Source organism: Mesorhizobium sp. L-8-10 (assembly GCF_016756635.1).
GTDB lineage: Bacteria > Pseudomonadota > Alphaproteobacteria > Rhizobiales > Rhizobiaceae.
In genome coordinates, this window is sequence record NZ_AP023263.1 from 6,668,527 (window position 1) to 6,688,531 (window position 20,005).

At 64.6% G+C, this 20,005-nt stretch carries 15 protein-coding genes; 3 read left to right on the forward strand and 12 right to left on the reverse strand.

Going from position 1 to position 20,005, the window contains the following annotated elements; translation table 11 throughout:
• Nucleotides 1–5: 5 nt before the first annotated feature.
• From JN280_RS31160 to JN280_RS31190, 7 genes are all read right to left on the reverse strand, one after another.
• A complete protein-coding gene (locus tag JN280_RS31160; RefSeq protein ID WP_202308007.1) occupies nucleotides 6–659 on the reverse strand; it encodes a hypothetical protein in 654 nt (217 codons plus the stop codon).
• Between the two features lie 341 nt (nucleotides 660–1,000).
• On the reverse strand, nucleotides 1,001–3,130 hold the full coding sequence (locus JN280_RS31165) for an eCIS core domain-containing protein (protein ID WP_210387825.1): 2,130 nt from the start codon (nucleotides 3,128–3,130) through the stop codon (nucleotides 1,001–1,003).
• Nucleotides 3,131–3,170: 40 nt separating this feature from the next.
• Nucleotides 3,171–4,709: an eCIS core domain-containing protein gene (locus JN280_RS31170; RefSeq protein ID WP_202308011.1), complete on the reverse strand. Its 1,539-nt coding sequence runs from the start codon at nucleotides 4,707–4,709 to the stop codon at nucleotides 3,171–3,173.
• 63 nt (nucleotides 4,710–4,772) lie between these two features.
• Nucleotides 4,773–6,026 carry an eCIS core domain-containing protein gene (locus JN280_RS31175; protein ID WP_202308013.1) on the reverse strand — a complete coding sequence of 418 codons (1,254 nt, stop codon included), beginning with the start codon at nucleotides 6,024–6,026 and terminating at the stop codon, nucleotides 4,773–4,775.
• Nucleotides 6,023–6,286, reverse strand: a complete 264-nt coding sequence (locus tag JN280_RS31180) for a hypothetical protein (RefSeq protein WP_202308014.1) — start codon at nucleotides 6,284–6,286, stop codon at nucleotides 6,023–6,025. The genes JN280_RS31175 and JN280_RS31180 overlap by 4 nt, the downstream gene beginning before the upstream one ends.
• Nucleotides 6,287–6,289: 3 nt before the next feature.
• On the reverse strand, nucleotides 6,290–8,269 hold the full coding sequence (locus JN280_RS39655; protein WP_244742324.1) for an ATP-binding protein: 1,980 nt from the start codon (nucleotides 8,267–8,269) through the stop codon (nucleotides 6,290–6,292).
• Nucleotides 8,270–8,271: 2 nt separating this feature from the next.
• Nucleotides 8,272–9,591: a DUF4255 domain-containing protein gene (locus tag JN280_RS31190; RefSeq protein ID WP_202308015.1), complete on the reverse strand. Its 1,320-nt coding sequence runs from the start codon at nucleotides 9,589–9,591 to the stop codon at nucleotides 8,272–8,274.
• 57 nt (nucleotides 9,592–9,648) lie between these two features.
• On the opposite strand from JN280_RS31190, the gene JN280_RS31195 reads away from it, so the two are divergent.
• Nucleotides 9,649–10,047 carry a hypothetical protein gene (locus tag JN280_RS31195; RefSeq protein ID WP_202308016.1) on the forward strand — a complete coding sequence of 133 codons (399 nt, stop codon included), beginning with the start codon at nucleotides 9,649–9,651 and terminating at the stop codon, nucleotides 10,045–10,047.
• Between the two features lie 340 nt (nucleotides 10,048–10,387).
• On the opposite strand, the gene JN280_RS31200 is transcribed toward JN280_RS31195, so the two are convergent.
• From JN280_RS31200 to JN280_RS31220, 5 genes are all read right to left on the reverse strand, one after another.
• Nucleotides 10,388–11,251, reverse strand: coding sequence for a T4 family baseplate hub assembly chaperone (locus JN280_RS31200; protein ID WP_202308017.1), 864 nt, complete (start codon nucleotides 11,249–11,251; stop codon nucleotides 10,388–10,390).
• A gap of 29 nt (nucleotides 11,252–11,280) precedes the next feature.
• A complete protein-coding gene (locus JN280_RS31205) occupies nucleotides 11,281–11,805 on the reverse strand; it encodes a phage tail protein (protein WP_202308018.1) in 525 nt (174 codons plus the stop codon).
• Between the two features lie 12 nt (nucleotides 11,806–11,817).
• The gene (locus JN280_RS31210; RefSeq protein WP_202308019.1) at nucleotides 11,818–13,848 is read right to left on the reverse strand and encodes a phage tail sheath C-terminal domain-containing protein; all 2,031 of its coding nucleotides are present in this window, start codon (nucleotides 13,846–13,848) and stop codon (nucleotides 11,818–11,820) included.
• Nucleotides 13,849–14,342: 494 nt separating this feature from the next.
• Nucleotides 14,343–15,635 carry an L-rhamnose catabolism isomerase gene (gene rhaI / locus JN280_RS31215; RefSeq protein WP_202308020.1) on the reverse strand — a complete coding sequence of 431 codons (1,293 nt, stop codon included), beginning with the start codon at nucleotides 15,633–15,635 and terminating at the stop codon, nucleotides 14,343–14,345.
• Nucleotides 15,636–15,726: 91 nt separating this feature from the next.
• Nucleotides 15,727–17,829: a bifunctional rhamnulose-1-phosphate aldolase/short-chain dehydrogenase gene (locus JN280_RS31220; protein ID WP_202308021.1), complete on the reverse strand. Its 2,103-nt coding sequence runs from the start codon at nucleotides 17,827–17,829 to the stop codon at nucleotides 15,727–15,729.
• Nucleotides 17,830–18,012: 183 nt separating this feature from the next.
• Here JN280_RS31220 and JN280_RS31225 point away from each other — a divergent pair, with 183 nt between their 5' ends.
• Both JN280_RS31225 and rhaS read left to right on the forward strand, forming a co-directional pair.
• Complete coding sequence (locus tag JN280_RS31225) at nucleotides 18,013–18,819, forward strand: DeoR/GlpR family DNA-binding transcription regulator (protein WP_202308022.1); 807 nt, start codon at nucleotides 18,013–18,015, stop codon at nucleotides 18,817–18,819.
• 126 nt (nucleotides 18,820–18,945) lie between these two features.
• Complete coding sequence (rhaS, locus tag JN280_RS31230; RefSeq protein WP_202308023.1) at nucleotides 18,946–19,965, forward strand: rhamnose ABC transporter substrate-binding protein; 1,020 nt, start codon at nucleotides 18,946–18,948, stop codon at nucleotides 19,963–19,965.
• Nucleotides 19,966–20,005: the final 40 nt, after the last annotated feature.

A 20,005-nucleotide genomic window follows, 5' to 3' on the forward strand; every position in this document is an offset into this window, starting at 1 on the left:
GTCGTCTAGATCGGTGTGATCGCTTCCAGTCCCGTCTTGTCGCCGAGCAGGTTCAGGGCGGACATCGCCTCCTTCTGCGTGAAGGAAGCGAGATAGACCCAGTAGCCCGGATTGGTGACGTCGAGGTCGCGATAGGTCAGCACTTTCAAGGACAGGTCCGCCTTGGCGCGGATCGGGTTGAGCTTCTGGTCGAATGCCTCTTCCTTGATCGACAGGCTCTGGATCTGGACCGGCAGAACGCGCCTGGGCCCCCAGATCAGAAGCGCGAGCGGTGCCTGCTCGCCAAGGATGAAGGCGCTGCCGGCCAGCGCCAGAGCCTCGTTGGCGATCACCACCGGATAGGAGGGGTAGACCAGCCGCTCGAGCGCTGCGATAACCGGATGAAGCCCGTTCTCGACGGTGATGGCATTTTCCGACGGCCGTTCGAGCTGGTCGGCCGCATCGATCTCCACGGAAAAGGTCAGCGTTTCCTGCGGCGGCCCGTTCACGCGATTGGCGTCTCCCCGCCCTCCGCCGCTGCTGCCCTGCAACTGGAGCGAACGCGACACCTCGTCGGGATTGTACTGAAAGACGATGACGGTCGGGAACAGGTCGGGCAGCCGATAGGCGACGATACCGCCCTTGAGCACGCGCGGACTGCGTGGAAACTCCGACCCCATCGCCTGCCCTCCTCGGAACGCCCCCCAAGGAATTACCAGTGAGAGTAGCATTGTTTGACGGGCGGAAAAACCAAATTCTGCAATCTTATTCGCCGAACGATAACGTTCGCAAAATATCTATAAGTAATGCGTGTTGTTCATCGCATTTATACCGATCGATAGTTGACGACATCATCCATTGTGAAATCCAAGGTTGTAGAACTAATTTTTATGAAAACTTGCACAATATTGGCCACGCTTCCATGAAAATTTGGCAGCGACATCCATTCCGTCTCACTTCCGTCAAGACGGTTGGTCGCCGGCCGCAGCCTGGCAGCTTGAGTTATCCTGGGCCGTTGCCCTCAGAAATAGACACCTCCTGTGAACAGCACCGTGGTCGGCACAAGCACCTTTTCCTTCTCTCCGATCTGGACGGCGCGCTGCTCGGGAATCTTGCCTGCCCCGGTGCTGACCTGACCTGCGACGAAGTACTGGTCGAAGCTCGTGCGCAGTCGAACGCCGCCCAGCAGGGGCGAATCCGGATTCCACCAATCGAGCCGGCTGACCGAGCCTGACAGGTCGATCTTGAAGACAGGCAGGCTTTCCTCCGAGCGGTCGCCAAGATAGGTGTAGGAAAAATCCCCGCGAAAATCGGAGACATTGAACTTCTCATGCGTGCCGGTGACGAAGCCGAGCGCGGCGCCGACGCCGAATTTGTGCCGCCGCCCGAATTCGAGATTGGCGAAGGGCGTGAATTGACCTGCGCGCCCACCAACCGGCGCGCCGCCCTCGCCGAGGCGGGGCGCGAAGATGTCTTGCTCGGTCCAGTCGGTATAAACGGCGGTGAAGCCCATCTTCTTGATGATGGCGCCCTTCTTGCCGCTGTAGCCGAAACCGCCGCGCAGGAACCAGCCCGTGAGTTGCCTTGCCTGGTCCCCGCTGTAGCGCGCGCCGCCTTCGATCTCACCGAGGAAGCCGCCGCCGCCGAAAAGCGTGCCGACGTGAAAGGCTTCGGACGGCAGCTTGCCTGCCTGGCGCTGCAGCGCCGTGGGGTCGGTGAGGTCGTAGCTGAACCATAGGCTTCCCTGCCAGCCCCGATATTTCTGCAGGTCGGCCTGGTCCTTCGCAGAGGGACCACCTTCCCGGAACAGGCTGACGATCTGCGGCAGGTTGAGCGTCAGGCCGAGCTTCCGCTGCTCGCCGCCCTGGCCCTCTCCCTCTCCTTTCTTGTGTTCCAGAATGAGTTCGGCCGGCCCGCCCCCGGCGGTGGCCGAGGTCGCCGCATAGGCAGGGTGCGTCGACAGTTTGAGCGGGCCTGTCGCGAAGAAATCCGGCGCCTTGATCTGTTCCGCCAGGACGAGGTTGAAGATCGTCTTCAACAGCAATGTCTGCTTTTCGAGCTGTGTCGCTTCAAACTCGCCTGTTTTCGCCGAAGGCTTCTTCACGGCCTGGACGGTGGAGAGCGTCGCCTGCGCCAGCGCAAAGATCGAGACGAGGCTCGCGGCATGCTTCTTCAGCCGGCTCTTGAACAGATCGGAGCCGAGATAGGAATCGAGATTGATGCGGACGAAGCTGCTGAACAGGTCGAGATAGAAGCTCTCGCCGCCGGCGATCTTGTGGATGTCTTCCGCATGCTTCAGCCAGGCCCCCAGGAAGTCGCCGAAGGATGAGCCCGCGTCGAGCGACTTTCCCGCCGGCATGCCGGCAAAGATCAGGTTCCAGATCGCGGCGCCTTCCTTGCCCTTGAGCCTGAACTCCTTCTTCTGTTCGTCGGTCAGCTTCTGGGCAAAGATGTCGCTCCACAGATCGATGAACAGCGGATAGATGAGCAGGTCCTTGGCCGTGAAGGTCACCTTCTCCGATGGTTTTTCCGTAGTCGTGGGCGCTTCCTTCTTTGCCGTTTCATCTTCGGGCGCACGCCGGATGGTCGAGAATCCTCTCTGCTGCGCGACATGCGCCAGTTCATGGGCGATGAGCCGCCGGCCGGCCGGTTCGCCGGGAGCATAGGCGCCCGCAGCGAAGGCGATGTCGGCGCCGAGCGTATAGGCGCGGGCTTGGATAGCATCCGCTGCGGCAGCGGTGCGGCCGCCGGTATGGATCCGCACGCTAGAGAAATCGCGGCCGAAGCGCGGCTCGAAATAGGCGCGCGCTTCCGCCGACATCGGCGCGCCGCCGGCGGCGACGGCCCGGGCGGCCGCTTCGGCGGGCTCCTTCCGTGTCAGTTCCCCGCTGTCGCATTCCGCACACTTGCGCTGGATGTTTCCGCGCTCTTCTTCTTCGCATTCGGCGCATTTGCGCTGCGCTGTCGCAGCCGGAGCCCACCCCAACGGGCCGACGATGTCAGCGCTCACCACGGCATCGGCAATCCGGTCGGCCTCCCGTTCGAGCGGGTCATCGACCGGGCCGACGCGCGCCTTCCTCTGAAGCGCGGGCGCGGGTCTGGCCATCTGCGGCGATGGCGAAACTGTCCCGTATGCCCTTGCTGCGATCATCGCCCAAGACCTCGCATTTCGGCCTCGCCTTCCCTGCCGGTCAAAACTGCACCTCCAATGATCCGATCAGTCCATGCAGCGCCTCGGCTTCCGAGTTCAGCGGCTGTGTCCAGCGATAGGCGGCGCCGACCGACAGAGGGAAGACATACGCGTCGCCGTAGGGAATGAGGAATTCCGCCCGCGGCCCGACTTGAAGGATCCAGGCAGGCGCGATGGCGGTGGAAGGCGCCTCTTCGGGCGTGGCCGGACGCAATGCGAAGCGCCCGGCCCCGACGCCGGTCTCGAGGCGGAATGAAAAGCCGCCATAACGCGTGCCTCCCCAGCCGCCCGCCCGCGCCTGGATTCCGGCGAGAGCACCGCCGAACTCGGTCGGCACACGACGCTCCTCCGGCGTCTCGGCGCCGACCGCACCAAGCTCGGATGCGGTGCCGAACACGTTCAGATCGAGGCCCAGCGTGGCGCGCAGGCGGCCCGACGCCCAATCGCCGAGAAAGCGGCGATAGGAGAGCAGAACGATCGGCTGCTCTCCGGTAAGTTCGACCCCGGCGCCGACGCTGAGTTCGTTACGGCCCGGTCCCATACAGTAGGAGCGGATCTGTGCGGCATGCCAGTGGGTCGATCCGCCGGGAACGCCGCAATTGTGACCCGCCTCGTGCAGGAAGGATCCGGCAAGGCCTTCCGCACCCTGATCGTATCCCATGTCGGTGTAGGCTATGTCGGAACCGCCGACAGAGCCGCGGGCGTTTTCGTCCGTGCCGTTGGTGATCTTCCAGATCGTGGCCCTGCCCCAGACGCTGGCCAGCGTCCCGGCGGTCCCTCCCGGACAACGCTCCCTGAAATGATCGTGGCATTCGGAGAATCCGGACGGGTCGTTCACCACTTCATCGACCTTTGCTATGGCCTGGTCGACGCGTTCTCGTTCATCCGGCGGCACAATCGCGGTGGTGACGGCGCCCCAATTGGGCGGCGTTCCCGTACCGTAGCCGGCACGCCGAACCGCCGGAACGGCGCCATCGGCCTGCTGGATCACATGTGCCAGTTCGTGGGCGAGGAGCAGCCGGCCGACCGGCGCCGCCGGGGCATACTCGCCCTCTGCGAAGGCGATGTCGGAGCCGAGCGTATAGGCGCGCGCATGGATCGCATTCGCCGCGCCCGCGGCCCGGCTGCCGGTGTGTATCCTTACATCCGAAAGATCCCGGCCGAAACGCGGCTCGAAATAGGCTCGAGCCTCCGCCGACATCGGCATGCCGCCGGTCGCGACGGCACCGGCAGCTGTCTCGGCCGCAGCTCTCCCGCCCGGCCGCGCACTCACGCGCTTGTCGTCTTTCCTCCGAAGCGTTTCCTCTTCCTCGCATTCCGCGCATTTGCGCTGTGCTGTCCCGGCCGGTGCCTGTCCGAAGGCGGCAACTGTGCCCTTGCCGATCACCGCCTCCGCGATCTGGTCGGCCTCGCGCTCCAGGGGGTCGTCTACCGGTCCGAGCTTGGCCTTCGGCTGAACGGCTCTAGACGCCGGGCGCAAAGCATCGAGCCGTATTGGCGGCGCTTGCAGCGCAAATGACGACCCGAAGGAACCCCTCACCGCCATTTTCCTTTCATGCTCCCGCTCCTTCCGACCCTCAGTGCTGCGCTTCTTCCTCCACGCTCACGGAATGAGTGGCGTGCAATCCGTCGTGTCGTCCGATTGAAACCCATAGACGTCGGCCACGATGGCCGCGTGGCACTCCGGATTACGGCCGCGTTGATTGGCATTCGCAAGGCCATGGCCGCGGAAGCCGAGGCGCATATGCACGGACTCATGGATCATGTTGCCGCCGCGCTGATCGACGGTCTGCATCAGCGGGAAGGTCCAGAAGGTCGGACAGATCGCGATCTGCCTGCCTCCGGGACAGGACAAGGCGATCGAGCCGCCGCACCGCGCCGAGGCACAGCCCGGCAGCGTGATGGCGCCCGTGCCGGGACAGCGGTATCGGATCGGGCCGCTGAGGAAATCGTGCAACTGGCGGAAGCGATCGGAAAGCGACAGCATCTCCTCGCGCATCGCTTCGTTCTGCGTGGCATGCGTGCGTCCGGTGAAGCGGTTTCGGAACCTTCCGCGCGCCGCGGCGGGCGGAAGCCCGAAGCGTCGCTCATAGGCATCCGACACGTAGGAACGGCCGAAAGTCGGGTCGGCGAAAGTCAGCGCTTCGAGCGCCAGCACATTCGACGTGCCGAGCGCCATCAGCTGGGCGCGCTCGTCATCCGCCGTCAGCTCGGCGATCGGATCGGCAGGCGCGCCGTGGACATTGGGCGGGCACCGCGACGTGGCGGTCAGCGTCCTGCGCAGCGCGGGCGCAGCACCGCGCTGCTGCTGCACGACATGCGTCAGCTCGTGGGCGAGGAGCCGCCGGCCCGCGTCCCGTTGCGGGTCGAACTCTCCTGATGCGAAGGCGATGTCTGAGCCGAGCGTATAGGCGCGGGCGTCGATCGCCCCGGCCGCGGCGGCTGCCCGGCCGCCGGTGTGTATCCTCACACCGGAAAAGCCCCGTCCGAAGCGTGGCTCGAAATAGGCGCGGGCTTCGGGCGACAGGGGCTCGCCGCCCTGCGACACGGCTCGCGCGGCTGCCTCGGCCGGCTTTCTCTCGATCTTTTCTTCTGCTTCACAGGCAGCGCATTTGCGCTGAATTCCTTCCTCGTCCTCGCATTCCGCGCATTTGCGCTGAGCCGTTCCAGCCGGCGCCTGGCCGAAGCCCCCGACGGCATGATCGCCCACCACCGCATCCGCGACCTGATCGGCCTCCCGTTCCAGAGGGTCGTCGACCGGACCGAGGACCGTTTTCCTGAGGATGGCGCGCTGCGGCGCGGCAAGCCTCGGGGCAGGAACGCTCGTCGGCGCTGGCGCGTGGAGGGCCGCTCTCATCGCCGACGGCCTTCCACATGCCTGGCGAGCGCCGCGCGGACGGCGCGCAGGATCTCGGCCCGGCCCGCCCCCGCCGGCAAAGTCACGTTCAGGCTTTCGATGTTAAGCCCGTTGCCGACGATCGCGCTGCCGCGCAGAACTTCGGCGAGTGCGGCGGCCACGTCCCGAGCGCCCCGCGTTGCAGAACGGGCATCGCCATTGCCGCTGACCCGGATGCTGCCCAGGGAGACGGATGGGTTATGGTCCGCTCTGTCGGTCATGGCTCACGAAGCCTCCGGCCAGAACATGCGGAACTCCTTGTCCAGCTTGCGGAACTCCGCCCGTGCCGCACGTGCGACATGGCGCATGGCGAGCGGTACGCCTTCTGCCGCTGCGAGAAATGCCGCATTGACGGCGATCACCGCTATGTTGCCGCCGGCGATGTCGAGGCGCGCCAGCGCGTCGAAGTCGAGCGCCGCCTTCGGCGTCTCTTCCGGGAAGGCCTTCATCCAGATCGCCCGCCGCAGCGCGGCGTCCGGGAAAGGGATATCGATGGCGAAGCGCAGCCGCCTCAGGAAGGCGCTGTCGAGATGCCCCTTCATGTTGGTCGCCAATATGGCAAGCCCTCCATAGCTCTCCATGCGTTGCAGGAGATAGCTGACCTCGATATTGGCATAGCGGTCATGGCTGTCCTTGACTTCGCTGCGCTTGCCGAACAGCGCGTCGGCCTCGTCGAAGAAGAGTACCGCACCGCTCGCTTCCGCCGCATCGAAGACGGCTTTGAGGTTCTTCTCGGTCTCGCCGATATATTTCGAGACCACCCCCGACAGGTCGATCCGGAAGAGGTCGAGTTCGAGCTCCCCGGCGATCACTTCGGCTGCCATGGTCTTGCCGGTTCCGCTCGGGCCCGACAGCAGCACCGAGACGCCGCGCCCGCGCACGAGCTTCTTCGCGAAACCGTGTTTCACATAGACGAGCGAGCGGTGGCGGACCTGTGCGGTCACCGCGTGCAGATCGTGGAGGATCTCGGCGGGCATGACCATGTCATCCCAGCGGTAGCGCGGCACGATCCGCTCGGCGAGTTCTTCGAGCGCCCGCCCGGCGCGGTCGCGGCAGGATTGCCGGAGATCGCCGCCTTCTGCGACGATCGCCGCGATCTCGCCCGGGCCGAACCTGAACTGGTCGGCAAGCGCGTCGATCCGCTCGTCGGTCTCGGCGGAGCCAGGGCCGAGCGTCTCGCGCCACAGCGCCGCATGGTCGGCCTGGTCGAGCGCCTCGAGGCGCAGATGCGGAACGTCGAACGGCAGATCGGGGCGCGTCTCGGCGATTGCGATAACGAGCGCGTCGATGCGGTGATGCAAGAGTGCCACGACATCGGGCTGGCCGGCGTCGACCATCAGCGCAAGCCCTCCGAGGACAGCCTCACGTCCGACCAGCGCGACAAGATCCTGCGTCGGTTCGAACGGCCGCGGCTTGAAGACGGCGAGGCCGAGGCCGAAGCGGGCGGCGAGCGCGGCCGCCGCGGCGGCCCGGCCGCTGCGTTTCGGGCCGACGATCACCGCCAGGGGTCGCCGAGCCGTCTCGAGCCGTACCGCCAACCGCTCGACGCCTGCCCTATGACGCTCGGGGAAGGACGCCGGCTCCGCTTCAAAGAGCATCGGCTGCGTGCGCGGCTCCTCCGAGTGTTCGCCCGTAAGGAGCCGCCTGACGCGTTCGTCGAGCGTGATCGCCGTCAGCGGCGTCAGCGTCCGGTCCGCACTCTCGACCAGCAGGAACCGGCGCAGGGGAGCTTCCGGCGAAAGACGCTCCCAGGCTCTTGCCTCGCCTTCCGGTCCCGCGGCGGCAAGGAGTGCCATGGCAAGATGCGGCGTTGCCTTGTCGAGCGCAGCGCGCCCGTGGATCTGCGCGTAGAGGGAGGCAAAATTCGCGCGAAGCAGCGGCGCGAGCGCGAGCAGGAGTACGTCTTCCTCGAAGGGCGACAGCCGGAACAGGGCCGAGACACGGTCGATCGGCGCGGGCTCGCCGGCCCTGAGCATTTCCTCGCGGGCTCTGTCATACGCCCCCCGGGCCGCGAGCGCGGCCGGCGATCTAGGGGCCGAACCGACTTCGGTCTCACGAGGAAGGCGGACCGGCGCCAGCCGGTCGTCGAGGAGTGCATCGATCCATGCGAGACCCGCCTCGATCGCCAGCCGGTTGCGGTCGTACCATGTCGGTTGATCCGTCTCTGGTTCTCGTTCCGGCTTCGGCTTGGCTGCGACCTTCATGGCTAGGGTCCCAGCGTGAACAGCATACCGGTGTCGCGGCTGCGCGCACCGTCGACCTGCACGGCCACCGGATACGGCGTCGCCGAGACGTCGAGGATCTCCATCGCCGCGCTCATCGGGACTTCGACGGCCGTCGCCGTCGGCGCCGCCCAGGGATCGCCGGGCTGCGGTGGGCGCACCGGAATGGCAGCGTCGCCGACGATCACTTCCGCCGTGCGGGCGCGAGCATGCCACAGGCGCTGACCGTTGACCCGGAGCACCGTGGCAGCGTTGCCGGCGACCGGCACGATTGACGTGATGCGTGGGCAAAGCTGGATGAGGGCGAGGTTGGACGGATAGCGCCGCATAGCCGCGACAGGCGTGCCCCGGCCAAGGCCGCCCTCGACCCCTTCGGCCGGGTGACCGGCGATGATCTGAACCTCGGTCGGTCCCGGCTGGAGCTGCCGCTCCGGTGGGATAGGCCGCGGCAGCGGATTGTCGAGATCGGCCGGATATTGCGCGTCCGGCAGCGTGATCAGAATACGCCCGTCGGCCGGCGGGCTGACCCGTATCGGTTCCAGAGTGCCGAGCCTGACATAGAGCCTGTCGGCGAGCGATCCTTGCGAAAGGATGGTGATCTCGTCGCCGATGCGGGCCCGGATCTCGCCGATCGGGCCGTTCGGTGCCGGCGTGACATAGGCGTCGAGGACTTCCGGCCGGCGGCGGACGGTCATGAGGATGCGGCGCGTTTCGACCGGCTGCGGCCGAACCCTGGGCTGCGGCGTCTCGATCTGCACGACGGTGACCTCATAGACGACCGAGCGGCGGAAATTGGTGCCCGACACCGCCGACCAGACTTTGGTTATGTCGTCGAGCGAAGCCGGGTGAAGCACGATCCGCAGCCGCTCGAATTCGTCCTGGAGCACCGGATCGAGCAGCGGGTCACCCACCGTTCCGGCGGCCGGATTGACGATGGCCAGCTGGTCGATCCGATTGGAGAAGTCGTTGAACACGCGCATGGCATCGCCAAGCAGCGTCTGGGCATTGAGATCGGCGTCCGGCTGGGTCTCCATCGCGCTGTGCGTCGTCACGAGGTAGCGCAAGTTGAGCGACAGCGGCGGATGTCCGTAGGCGGCGGGATGGCCGCTGCCCGGGATCTCCTGGTTCTTGAGGCCGGCATTCTCGATGAGCTGCATGAGGTAGAGATTGACGCGCGCGCCATCGATGCCGTCGACCGTCACGTCCGGCGGGGCGAGCGTCACCGAGACGGGCACCACCATGCGGTCGAGAAGCAAGGTGCGGAGCGTCCTGCTGACAGCGGCGATCGCGGCATGCGTGGCCATCAGCGCTCCTGACGTGGTTGGCCGCGGCGGACGCGGGCATAGGCCTCGAAGCCGCGCGTGCGCGGTGCCTGGGGCGGCGGCGCAGGAGCAGGCCGAGGCTGGACGAAGTGGACGTCGATTCGCCCGACGGTGACCGTGACGGGCGGCGCGGGATCATCCTCCGCCGTCCCGATCGGACGGCCAGGGCGCCGGTCTATCGTTGCCGCCGGTGACGGCAGCTCCGTCGACGGCAGCTCCGGCGGCGGCTGCGTCGAGCGTATCGCCGTCATCGGCACCGGCGCGCCTGGCGACGGTGCCGGCTCTACCATCGCGCGCGGTGTCGATGCCGGCGTCGGCTGCAACGGTGCGACGGGCTCGCGGTTGGTCGGGACTGCTGCCGCGTCGGGTCGCGCCGGCGCCGGCTCCGAAGCCGGAACGGTCCCCGAACCGGGATCGGATCGCGCAGTCGCCGACTGAATCCGGCGACCTGGACGCACCTCCTCCACCTCGACCCGGCCGATGAATGGGCGTGATGCCGCCTGTGCACCGGTTGGTCCGACAGCTGCGTTGACGGGAGGCGGCGCCGGGCGGGCATCGGGCTCGGCCCCCGGTGCGATCGCACCTGTCGCCGGCACGGCCGCGAAAGGGGCTATCCTGTCGGGAACGAAGCCAGTCCCATGAACTTCCTCGCTCCCCGATCCGTCGGAAATCTCGGGAGGCCTCTCGAATCGAGACAGCGGCCGTGGCTTCAGCGTAGCAAAGCCCGGAACAGCTGCCAGGCCCGAGCCGCGTGCGACGAGGCGCTCGACGAAGCCGCTCATCCCGCCGCCTCCATCTCCGCCGCAACCTCGAGGTAGCGCATTCGCCGTTCACGCGGCAAAGCCAGGATCTCCGCCTCGCTCCAGTGGTAGCTGCGCGCCATGCGGAATACATCGCCGAAGATACCCGACGACCGGGCAAGGCTGGAATGAAGGATGGTGAAGCCGTCGAGCATCGCCTGGATCTCGACGCCGCAACTCGGGCAGGCGATGCCGGTGGTCGTTTCGGCGGACGGATCGAGATGATGGAAGGCGTCGGAAAGCGGGATTTCGAAGGCGGCGGGCAGATCGGCCGGCGAGACGGGCGTCCCTGACGGATCGGCGATCTCCAGCACGCAATCGACGACGAGTGCCCGTGCAGCCGCGGCTCGATCGTGCAAGCGGGCGGCTCTTTCCTGATCGCGCCCCGAAGGAAGCCTGAAGCGGACACGCCATTGGCCCGCGGGCGCGACGAGCCGGATTTCTTGCTCGATGTCGCGGCTTGCATCCGGGCGTCCTGCGACGATGTCGTCCAGGGACACCGGAACCTCCGCGACCGCGCCGCATCCTTCCCTCGGACATGTCGCGACGAGATCGAGCTGCGGGCCGAAGGTCAGGCGGCAGAGATTGAGCAGGAGCCGTTCGCGATCACCGATGACGAGCTCGGCCACCATCTCCGGCGTGACCTGCCCAACGGGGCCGATCCGCGTCGTCACGGCGGCGAGCAGGGCCGTCGTGCATTCGGCGGGTGTGAGACGCCCGGGACACTCGGAGATCAGGGCCTCCTCATGGCCGGTCAGGCCGCGCAGTTCCGCGTCGAACGCCCGCACGCCTGCTGCCCGGAGACCATGCGACAAGAAGATCGTGGCCCTGTCCGACATCATCGCCCTTCATCCCGATCATGCGGCGATCGTCATGCCGGAACGACGAAGCTCGGCTCCGAAGGCTCGGTCACCGAGACGTCGCGCTGCCAGCCTTCATTCTCGAGCTTGATGGTCTGGATCGCCACGGCATTGGCGTTTGCGTCTAGGTCCGGCAGAGCCTGGTATTCCGAAACCCAGCATCGAAACACCTGGTACGACAGCACCTTCTGTCCTGCCTCGTTGAAGACGTCGATGATGACGTCCTTGCGGAAGTCGGCAAGCGATACTTCGGAGCCCAGCCCTGCCCCGAAATTCCACACCTTGTTGGCCCATTGCTCGAATTCGAGATCGTGGGTGACGCCGCGCTCGAGCATGATCGCTTCGTATTTGGTCCGTCCCGGAGACTTGCGGCCGGTAGAAGGGTCGCCGCCTTCGCGGTGCTCGACGACTTCGGTGGTGCGCTTCAGCGCTCCGACCTTGCTGATGCCCGCAACGTAACGGCCGTCCCACTTCACCCGGAACTTGAAGTTCTTGTAAGGGTCGAAACGGCGGGGATTGGTGCTGAAGGACGCCATGACCTTTCCTCCTTACTCTACCGTCTGCCGGGCGATCTGCTGGATCTTGATGATGACGAACTCGGCGGGCTTCAGCGGCGCAAACCCGACCTCGATATTGACGATGCCGAGGTCTATGTCGGTCTGCGTCGTGGTCTCGCCGTCGCATTTGACGAAATAGGCCTCGCGCGGCGTCGTGCCCTGGAAGGCGCCTTTGCGGAAGAGATCGTGCATGAAGGCACCGACATTCAGCCGGATCTGCGCCCAGAGCGGCTCGTCGTTGGGTTCGAACACCACCCATTTGGTGCCGCGGTAGAGGCTTTCCTCAATGAACAGCGTCGTGCGCCGGACGGGCACGTATTTCCAGTCCGAAGCGATGACATCCGCCCCTTCCAGCGTGCGGGCGCCCCAGCAGATGTTGCTGTAGACGGGGAAATTGCGCAGGCAGTTCACGCCGAGCGGGTTGAGCGTCCCGTTCTCCAGATCGGTCAGGAGATAGCCCAGGCTCTCCACATTGCGCAGCCTCGCATCGGTCCCTGCCGGCGCCTTCCAGACGCCGCGCTGGGAGTCCGTGCGTGCCCAGAGGCCACCGACGGTACCGCTCGCCCCGATGGAGCGTGGCCGGTTGCCGTTCAGCGGATCGAGCACGTTGGTGCGGGGGAAATAGACGGCGGCGTTGGGATGGCGCAGGCTCTCGTTCTCGGTCAGCCAGGTATGCATCTGATCCAGCCGCCGGACAGCGTCCGGGATGTCTACGATCAGCATGGCGCGACGGCTCTCGACATAGGCTTCCGCCGCGGCATAGAGCGTCTGGCTCTGGTCCGGGGCCAGAAACGTGGCTTCCGGTATGGACAGGATATTGAAGAGATCGACGTCCTCCAGCGCGAAGATGCCGGTGCGGGCCGCCGCCGAGCCCTGGAAGAAGGCAAGGGGGATAGGCCGGAACGTCGTGCCGGCCGCTGCCGGCGTGCCGTCATGGCCGTCGGCCAGGGCGAATTGCTGCGCGTTCTCCAGGGCGCCGTTGGCGTTGGAGAGATTGATGGTGTCGGCTCCAGCCCCGGTAAGGGCGATCTGCAGCGTCGGGTCGAAAGGCCGTGCCGCGCGCCCCAGCTGGACGTGGAAGCGTGAGGCATTGTTTGCCGTGCTGTTGCCGACGAGCGTGACGGTCGCCCCGCTCAGGAGCGGCTTCAGATTGTTGGGCACCGTCGCGTCGCTGGCGGCACGGCGTACGGCATTCTGCACGAAGGGCAGAAGCGCGGCATAGGTCGTGGGTGCGGCAGCCCCGCCATAGTCGATGGTGCCGGCGATTGCGCCGCTGCCTATATCGACGCCGAAGGCACTGCCGTCGGCGGGGATCGTCGCGGGAATCGGCAGCAGGTCGCCGAGCGTACCGCCGACGGCCGGCCTGAAGTCCGCCACGAAGGGAGCCGGCAGGGCCGAGCCAAGCTCGATCTGCACCAGCCGCGATCCCTGGTTCACGACCTCGATGGCGTTGTTGACCGTGTCCGGTTCCAAGGTGAGATTGCGAAACGTCTCGGTCTGCAGGACCACAGTGCGGTCACCGTCGATCCGCACCTCGCTGATTGTCAGGTTGAACTGCGCAAGCGGGTCCGCAGTGCCGTAGTCGACATCGACGCGCAGGAAGTTGCCCCAGGCGCCGGGATTTTCGGCGCTCTCGCCCCGGATGCGGCGACCGGCCGTGACGTTCAGTATCGCCGTTCCGCCGCCGGGATCCTGCGTGAGCGTGACCGTGGCCGATCTGGCGTTCGTCGGCGGGGCAGCGCCGGCTCCGGTAAGCGTGTCGGCCACCCTGACCACCCATGCCTCGGTGCCGCCATTGAGAAAGAACTGCTGGATCGCGTAGGAGGTCTCGCTGTTGCGGTCGAGCCCGCCATATTCGCGCTCGAAATCGGCGATGCTCAGCAGTTGCACGGCTTCGTCGAGCAGGCCCTTCCGAAACGAGCCGACAAAAGCGGCGATCGACGTCGCCACCGCCGCGACGGGTCTTACGCCGCTCGGGATTTCTTCGATGTAGACACCGGGATAAGTCGGATGAACAGGCATGACATCCTCCGCCAGCCGAGGGTTGCCATCCGCCTGCGCTCGAATGAACGACGTATAGCTGCGCCCCCCGTTACAGTGCGCAGGGTACCAGAATACTTGTCTTTCGACTTTTAGCTTGAAGCCCGCACGATATCTTACACGCGCAAGTCAAATTGTCCAGCTTCCAATCTCTTGCAAAGACGGGAAATCTTCAGAAGAGTACATTTGCCGGATAAGGTATCCGTAGCCGAAACTGGCGGCCTGACTTGGCCGACGCCCCGATTTTCCAGGCAACAACAAAAAGACCGGCGTTACAGGCGAATTCACCTCGATCAATTGGCGTCCACCCTATGAAGATGTCAGGAAGCTTCAGCGCCAGATGATAGGCGCCGCGACCGTCGGCCCTCATCGGTGCGGTCTACCAAGACATCCGGTCACATTTTGCGGATCATCGAGGGAACCTGGGTGACCTATCCGGCGATGCTTCGGCCGGTTCGCACGGCCCAGTGCATCAATCAGACAATTCCCCCTCCTCCCGCCGCAACGGTTGGCCGTTCTGCGCTCACCTTGGCGCGATAGCCGGCGGCGCGATAGGCGGCAACGGGATCGACGGCGCCGCCCCTTTCCCGGCGTACCATGGCGAGGATCGGCTCGACGTCGGTGCGGAATGCTACCTTCAGGCTTTGCGTGGCCATCAGCGCGTCGTTCTCTTCTTGGTAGCCCTCCAATGCCTGCCTGTCGACCAGAAGCGCCTGCGCATAGGCCCTCTGCACCTCTATCGCGGACAGCATCAGGCTTTCGATCGGATCGGTGACGTTGTGGCTCTGATCCAGCATATGAGCAGGATCGAAGCCCTTCGCTCCAGACAGTTCCGCTTCCACCAGTTCGTTGAAGACGAGGAAGAGCCGGTACGGATCGATCGAGCCCGCGTCGAGATCATCGTCCCCATATTTCGAGTCGTTGAAATGGAAGCCGCCGAGCTTGCCGACCTGGATCAGCCGCGACACGATCATTTCGATGTTCACATTGGGCGCGTGGTGGCCGAGGTCGACCAGACAATAGGCCTTCGGCCCTAGCTCCTGGGCAATCAGATAATTCGTTCCCCAGTCCTGCACGACGGTCGAATAGAAGGCCGGCTCATACATCTTGTGTTCGGTGAAGAGCCGCCAGTCGTCCGGAAGGACGGCGTAGATTTCCTGCATGGCGTCGAGATAGCGGCGAAACGCCTTGGCGAAATTCACCTGGCCCGGAAAATTCGAACCGTCGCCGATCCACACCGTCAGCGCCCTGGAACCGATGCCCTTGCCGATCTCGATGCATTCGATGTTGTGCTCGATCGCCTGCCTGCGGACGGCGGCGTCGGCATGGCTCAGCGAACCGAATTTGTAGGAAAGCCTCTGGTCCCTTGCGTCGGAGAAGGTGTTCGAGTTCATCGCGTCGAAGGCAAGGCCGAAGCGCGACGCGGCCTGTTTCAGTCGCCCCGGATCGGCCTTGTCCCAGGGGATGTGCAGTGACACTCTCGGTGTCGCCTGCGTCAGCTGCGCGATGACCGCGCAGTCCTCGATCTTGTCGAAGATATCGCGCGGTTCTCCACCGCCGGGGAAACGCGAAAAACGCGTCCCGCCGGTCCCCACTCCCCAGGACGGTATCGCGACGGCGAATTCGGCGACCTTCTTCTTGATGTTGTCGATCTGGATGCCGCGACGGGAAAGTTGCTCGCCAAGCGCTTCATAGTCCCGTTTCAGACCTGCTTCACGGGACGCGTTTTCTGTCGCCACGACGTCAGCGGAGATAAGTTGCTCCGGCATTGATATCCTCCCAATCGATCACCGCCCCCATCGATCGCCGAAGCCTCCTGTCCGGCTGCGTTACTCCCGACGTAACGACGGAGGGCCGACACTACCGCGGAAAGCTCTGTGCGTTGCCGGCGTCGACATTGATGATGTTGCCGGTCGACTTGGCCGACAACTCGGACGCGAAGAAATATACGGCCTCGGCGATGTCCTCCGGAAACACCGATCGCTTGAGCATGGATCGCGAACGATAGTGCTCTTCCAGATCGTCGGTCGACAATTTATAGGCTGCCGCGCGCTGTTCCTTCCATTCGCCGGTCCAGATCTTCGAGCCGCGCAGGACCGCATCGGGATTGACGACATTCACCCGGATCTGTGCCTCCGCGCCCTCCAGTGCGAGGCAGCGGGCAAGATGGATCTCGGCGGCTTTCGCCGTGCAATAGGCGGCGGCATTCGGCGAGGCGGCGAGCCCGTTCTTCGAGGCGACGAACACGACCTTGCCGCCAATACCCTGCGCACGAAACAGCTTGAACGCTTCGCGGCTGACCAGGAAATAACCCGTGGACAGGATGTCCATGTTCTTGTTCCAGAGCGCGAGCGTCGTTTCCTCGACCGGCGCGGACGAGGCGAGGCCGGCATTGGAGACCAGGATGTCGACGCCGCCGAATTCCACCGCCGTCTCCGCGAAGCCGGCGATGACGGCAGCCTCGTCGGTCACATCGACCCTTGCTGCACGGACAAAATCCTTGCCTGCCTTCTCGCCAAGCTCAGCCACTACTGCGTTCAGTACCGCTTCGTCGATGTCGGCGAGCACCACGCAGGCACCGTCCGCAAGCAGGCGCGCAGCACTTGCCTTGCCGATACCGCCGGCGCCGCCCGTTACCAGCGCGATCTGTCCGGCGAGCGGTTTCGGTTTCGGCAGGCGCTGAAGTTTCGCTTCCTCGAGCTGCCAGTATTCGATGCCGAATGCTTCCCTTTCGGGCAAGCCCATATAGGCCGATACCGTGGAGGCCCCGCGCATCACGTTGATGGCGTTGACATAGAACTCCCCTGATATGCGCGCCGTCGCCTTGTCCCTGGCGAAGGTGATCATGCCGACGCCGGGCACGAGATAGACGACGGCGTTCGGGTCGCGCATGTCAGGCGAGTCCGCCATTTTGCAGCGCTGGTAGTAGGCCGCATGGCCCTGGCGATAGGCTTCGACCGCCTGAGGCAGAGCGGCCAGCGCCTTCTCGAGGTCTGGTTTTTCCGGATCGAATTCGATGACCAGCGGGCTGATCTTGGTGCGCAGAAAGTGGTCGGGACAACTGGTGCCCAAGGCCGCAAGCTTGCGCAGATCCTTCGACCCGACGAATTCGAGCACGGCGTCCTGGTCGTCGAAATGCCCGACCTTGTGTCCCGACGCGGATATCATGCCGCGGATCGCCGGCATGAGTTTCGCCGCGACGGCGCGGCGCTCGTCCGCCGCCAGCGACCTCACCGCAGCGCCGCCGAAGACCGGCTTGCCGCGGGTCTCGGTCTCGAACCACTCGATCGCGCGGTTGATGATGCGGATGGTCGTTTCGTAGCACTCCCTGGCACTGTCCGCCCAGGTGAACAGGCCGTGGCTCTCAAGCACGACGCCGACGGCATCGGGGTTTTCGCGGGCGAATTTCTCAAGCCAGAGACCGAGTTCGAAGCCTGGACGTTTCCATGGCAGCCAACCGATCTCGCCGCCATAAATCGTCTGCGTCAATTCCTTGCTGTTCGTGGAGGCTGCAATGGCAATGACGGCATCGGGATGCATGTGGTCGACATGATCCTTCGGCACATAGGCATGCAGCGGCGTGTCGATCGAGGCCGCGCGCGGATTGAGATTGAAGGTGCAATGCGGCAGATAGCCGACCATCTCGTCTTCATGCTCGACGCCGCGATAAAGTTTCTTCAGGGCCTCGAGCTTGTCCATGTAGAGCGTGGCGAAACCGTCAAGCTTGATCGTGCCGACATCGCCGCCCGAACCCTTGACCCACAGGACCTCGACCGCCTCACCGGTCAGCGGGTCGCGCTCCACCGCTTTCGCGGACGTGTTGCCGCCGCCGTAATTGGTGATCCGCTTGTCCGAACCGAGCAGGTTGGAACGGTAGAGCAGCCGCTCGGCTTCCGTCATCGAAGCGGCTTTCTCGTCATCCCAGAGGTTGGCGAGTCGCGAGGCGGTTCGCTGTTCAGGCATGACAGGCATTCCTCCCGATCGATGGCCGCACCCTTGTTGGAGTCAAATTCGCACGCCGATCTTTCAAATGTCAATCAGTAACGATCACCATCGATCATTCTGCACCGCACAATTGAAATTCGTGATCGGACTTGATTGACAATATACGGAACCGCTGCCTAGATTGTCTGGCTGGGAGGAGCAATGCACGAAAAAGAGCGCCACCGGATCATTCTGTCGGCCGTCCAGGAAAAACCTGTGGTGACGGTCGCGGAACTGGTTGCACTCACGGATTCCTCCGAGGCCACGATCCGGCGCGATATCGCCGCACTCCATCTTCAGAAGCGGCTGCGCCGCGTGCGCGGCGGCGCGGAGGCCCTCACCCCGCCCCAGTTCATGGGCATTGCCGGTCGCCCTTACAGCGTCAACGAGACGCTTCACCAGGCCGAGAAGCGCGCCATCGCCAAGGAAGCCGTCGAACTGTGCAGGGACGGCGAGTCCATCATCATCAATGGCGGTACGACGACGTTTCAGATGGTGCATTTCCTTGCCAACCGGCGCATGACGATCTTCACCAACTCCTTTCCGATCGCCGATCATCTGCTGAGGCACTCGAAGAACACCGTCATGGTATCGGGCGGCGTCATCTATCGCGAGCAGAACGTCATCCTCTCGCCGTTCGAAAACGACGTCACGCGCAATTTCTACGCCAAACGCATGTTCATGGGCGCACAGGGTCTTGGTCCGCAGGGCCTCATGGAAGGCGATCCGCTGCTGATCCAGGCGGAACAGAAGCTCATCGACCAGGCCGATGAACTGGTCGTGCTGATCGATTCATCCAAGTTCCGGCAACGTTCCAGCCTCATCCTGTGCGGGCTGTCACGTATCGCGACGGTGGTCACCGACGCTCGCCTCGAGGACCGTGATGCGAAGATGCTCGAGGCGGCGGGCGTGAAACTGGTTGTCGCGACGTCAGCGGCAACGCAGGATCAGAAGGCCCGGCATGGCTGAGGAGCATGCCGGACAATATTGGAGGAGCCTTGGTTGACGCTTGATCGACGTCCCTGACAGATCAACGCCAGGGGACAGGCAGGCGCCGGTTCGGGAAAGCTGACAATGGCAGGGAGGTGAATTGCCATGAAAACGACGCGTCGCACTATCTTGAAAATCGCAGGGGGAGCAGCCTTCGTCGCTGCTGCGCCCGCCATACTGACAGGCCCGTCGCGGGCGCAGGCGAACAAGCGCATCGCCTTGATCGTCAAGAATCTCGGCAACAGCTATTTCGATGCCTGCGCCAACGGCGCCAAGGAGGCCGCCAGTGAACTCGGCGGCATCGAGATCATCTACACCGCCTCCGCCAAGCCGACCGCGGAAGAGCAGATCGCGGTGATCGACGCGCAGATCGCGCAAAAGGTCGACGGCATCATCGTCTCCGCCAACGATGCCGACGCACTGGTGCCGGTCGGCAAGAAGGCGATGGAGCGCGGCATCAAGGTGATGAGCTTCGATTCGGCGATCGCGCCGGCCGGCCGCATCGTGCACCTTTCTGCTTCCTCGACGCCGCTGATCGGCGCCAAGCAGGTGCAGATGATCGCGAAGACTCTCGGCGGCAAGGGCGAAGTCGCGATCCTGTCGGCCGCCTCCACCATGACCAACCAGAACTCCTGGATCGAGGCCATGAAGGAGGAGTGGAAGAAACCGGAATACAAGGAAATGCCGCTGGTCGCGACAGTCTATGGCGACGACCAGGACGACAAGAGCTACCGCGAGATGCAGGGGCTGGTGAAGGCCCATCCGAACCTGAAGGGCGTCATTTCTCCGACGACGATCGGCATCCGCTCCGGCGCCAAGGCGATCGTCGACGGGGGCCTCGTCGGCAAGGTGTTCATCACCGGTCTCGGCCTGCCTTCGGAAATGAAGGACTATGTCTTGAAGGGCGCCTGCGATTCCTTCGCGATCTGGAACCCGGTGGAATACGGCTATTCCTCGACCATGATCATGGCCGATCTGCTCAACGGCAAGGAAGCGACCGAGGGCGCCAAGCTCTCGATGGGCAAGAAGGGCGAGACCACCGTGGGCGCCGACGGCGAGGCCGTGATGGGCGAACCCTTCGAGTTCAACAAGACCAATGTCGAGGAATTCGCCAAGATCTTCTGATCGACGCATCCGCAAGCACGAGCCAGGGTCATGACCGGAG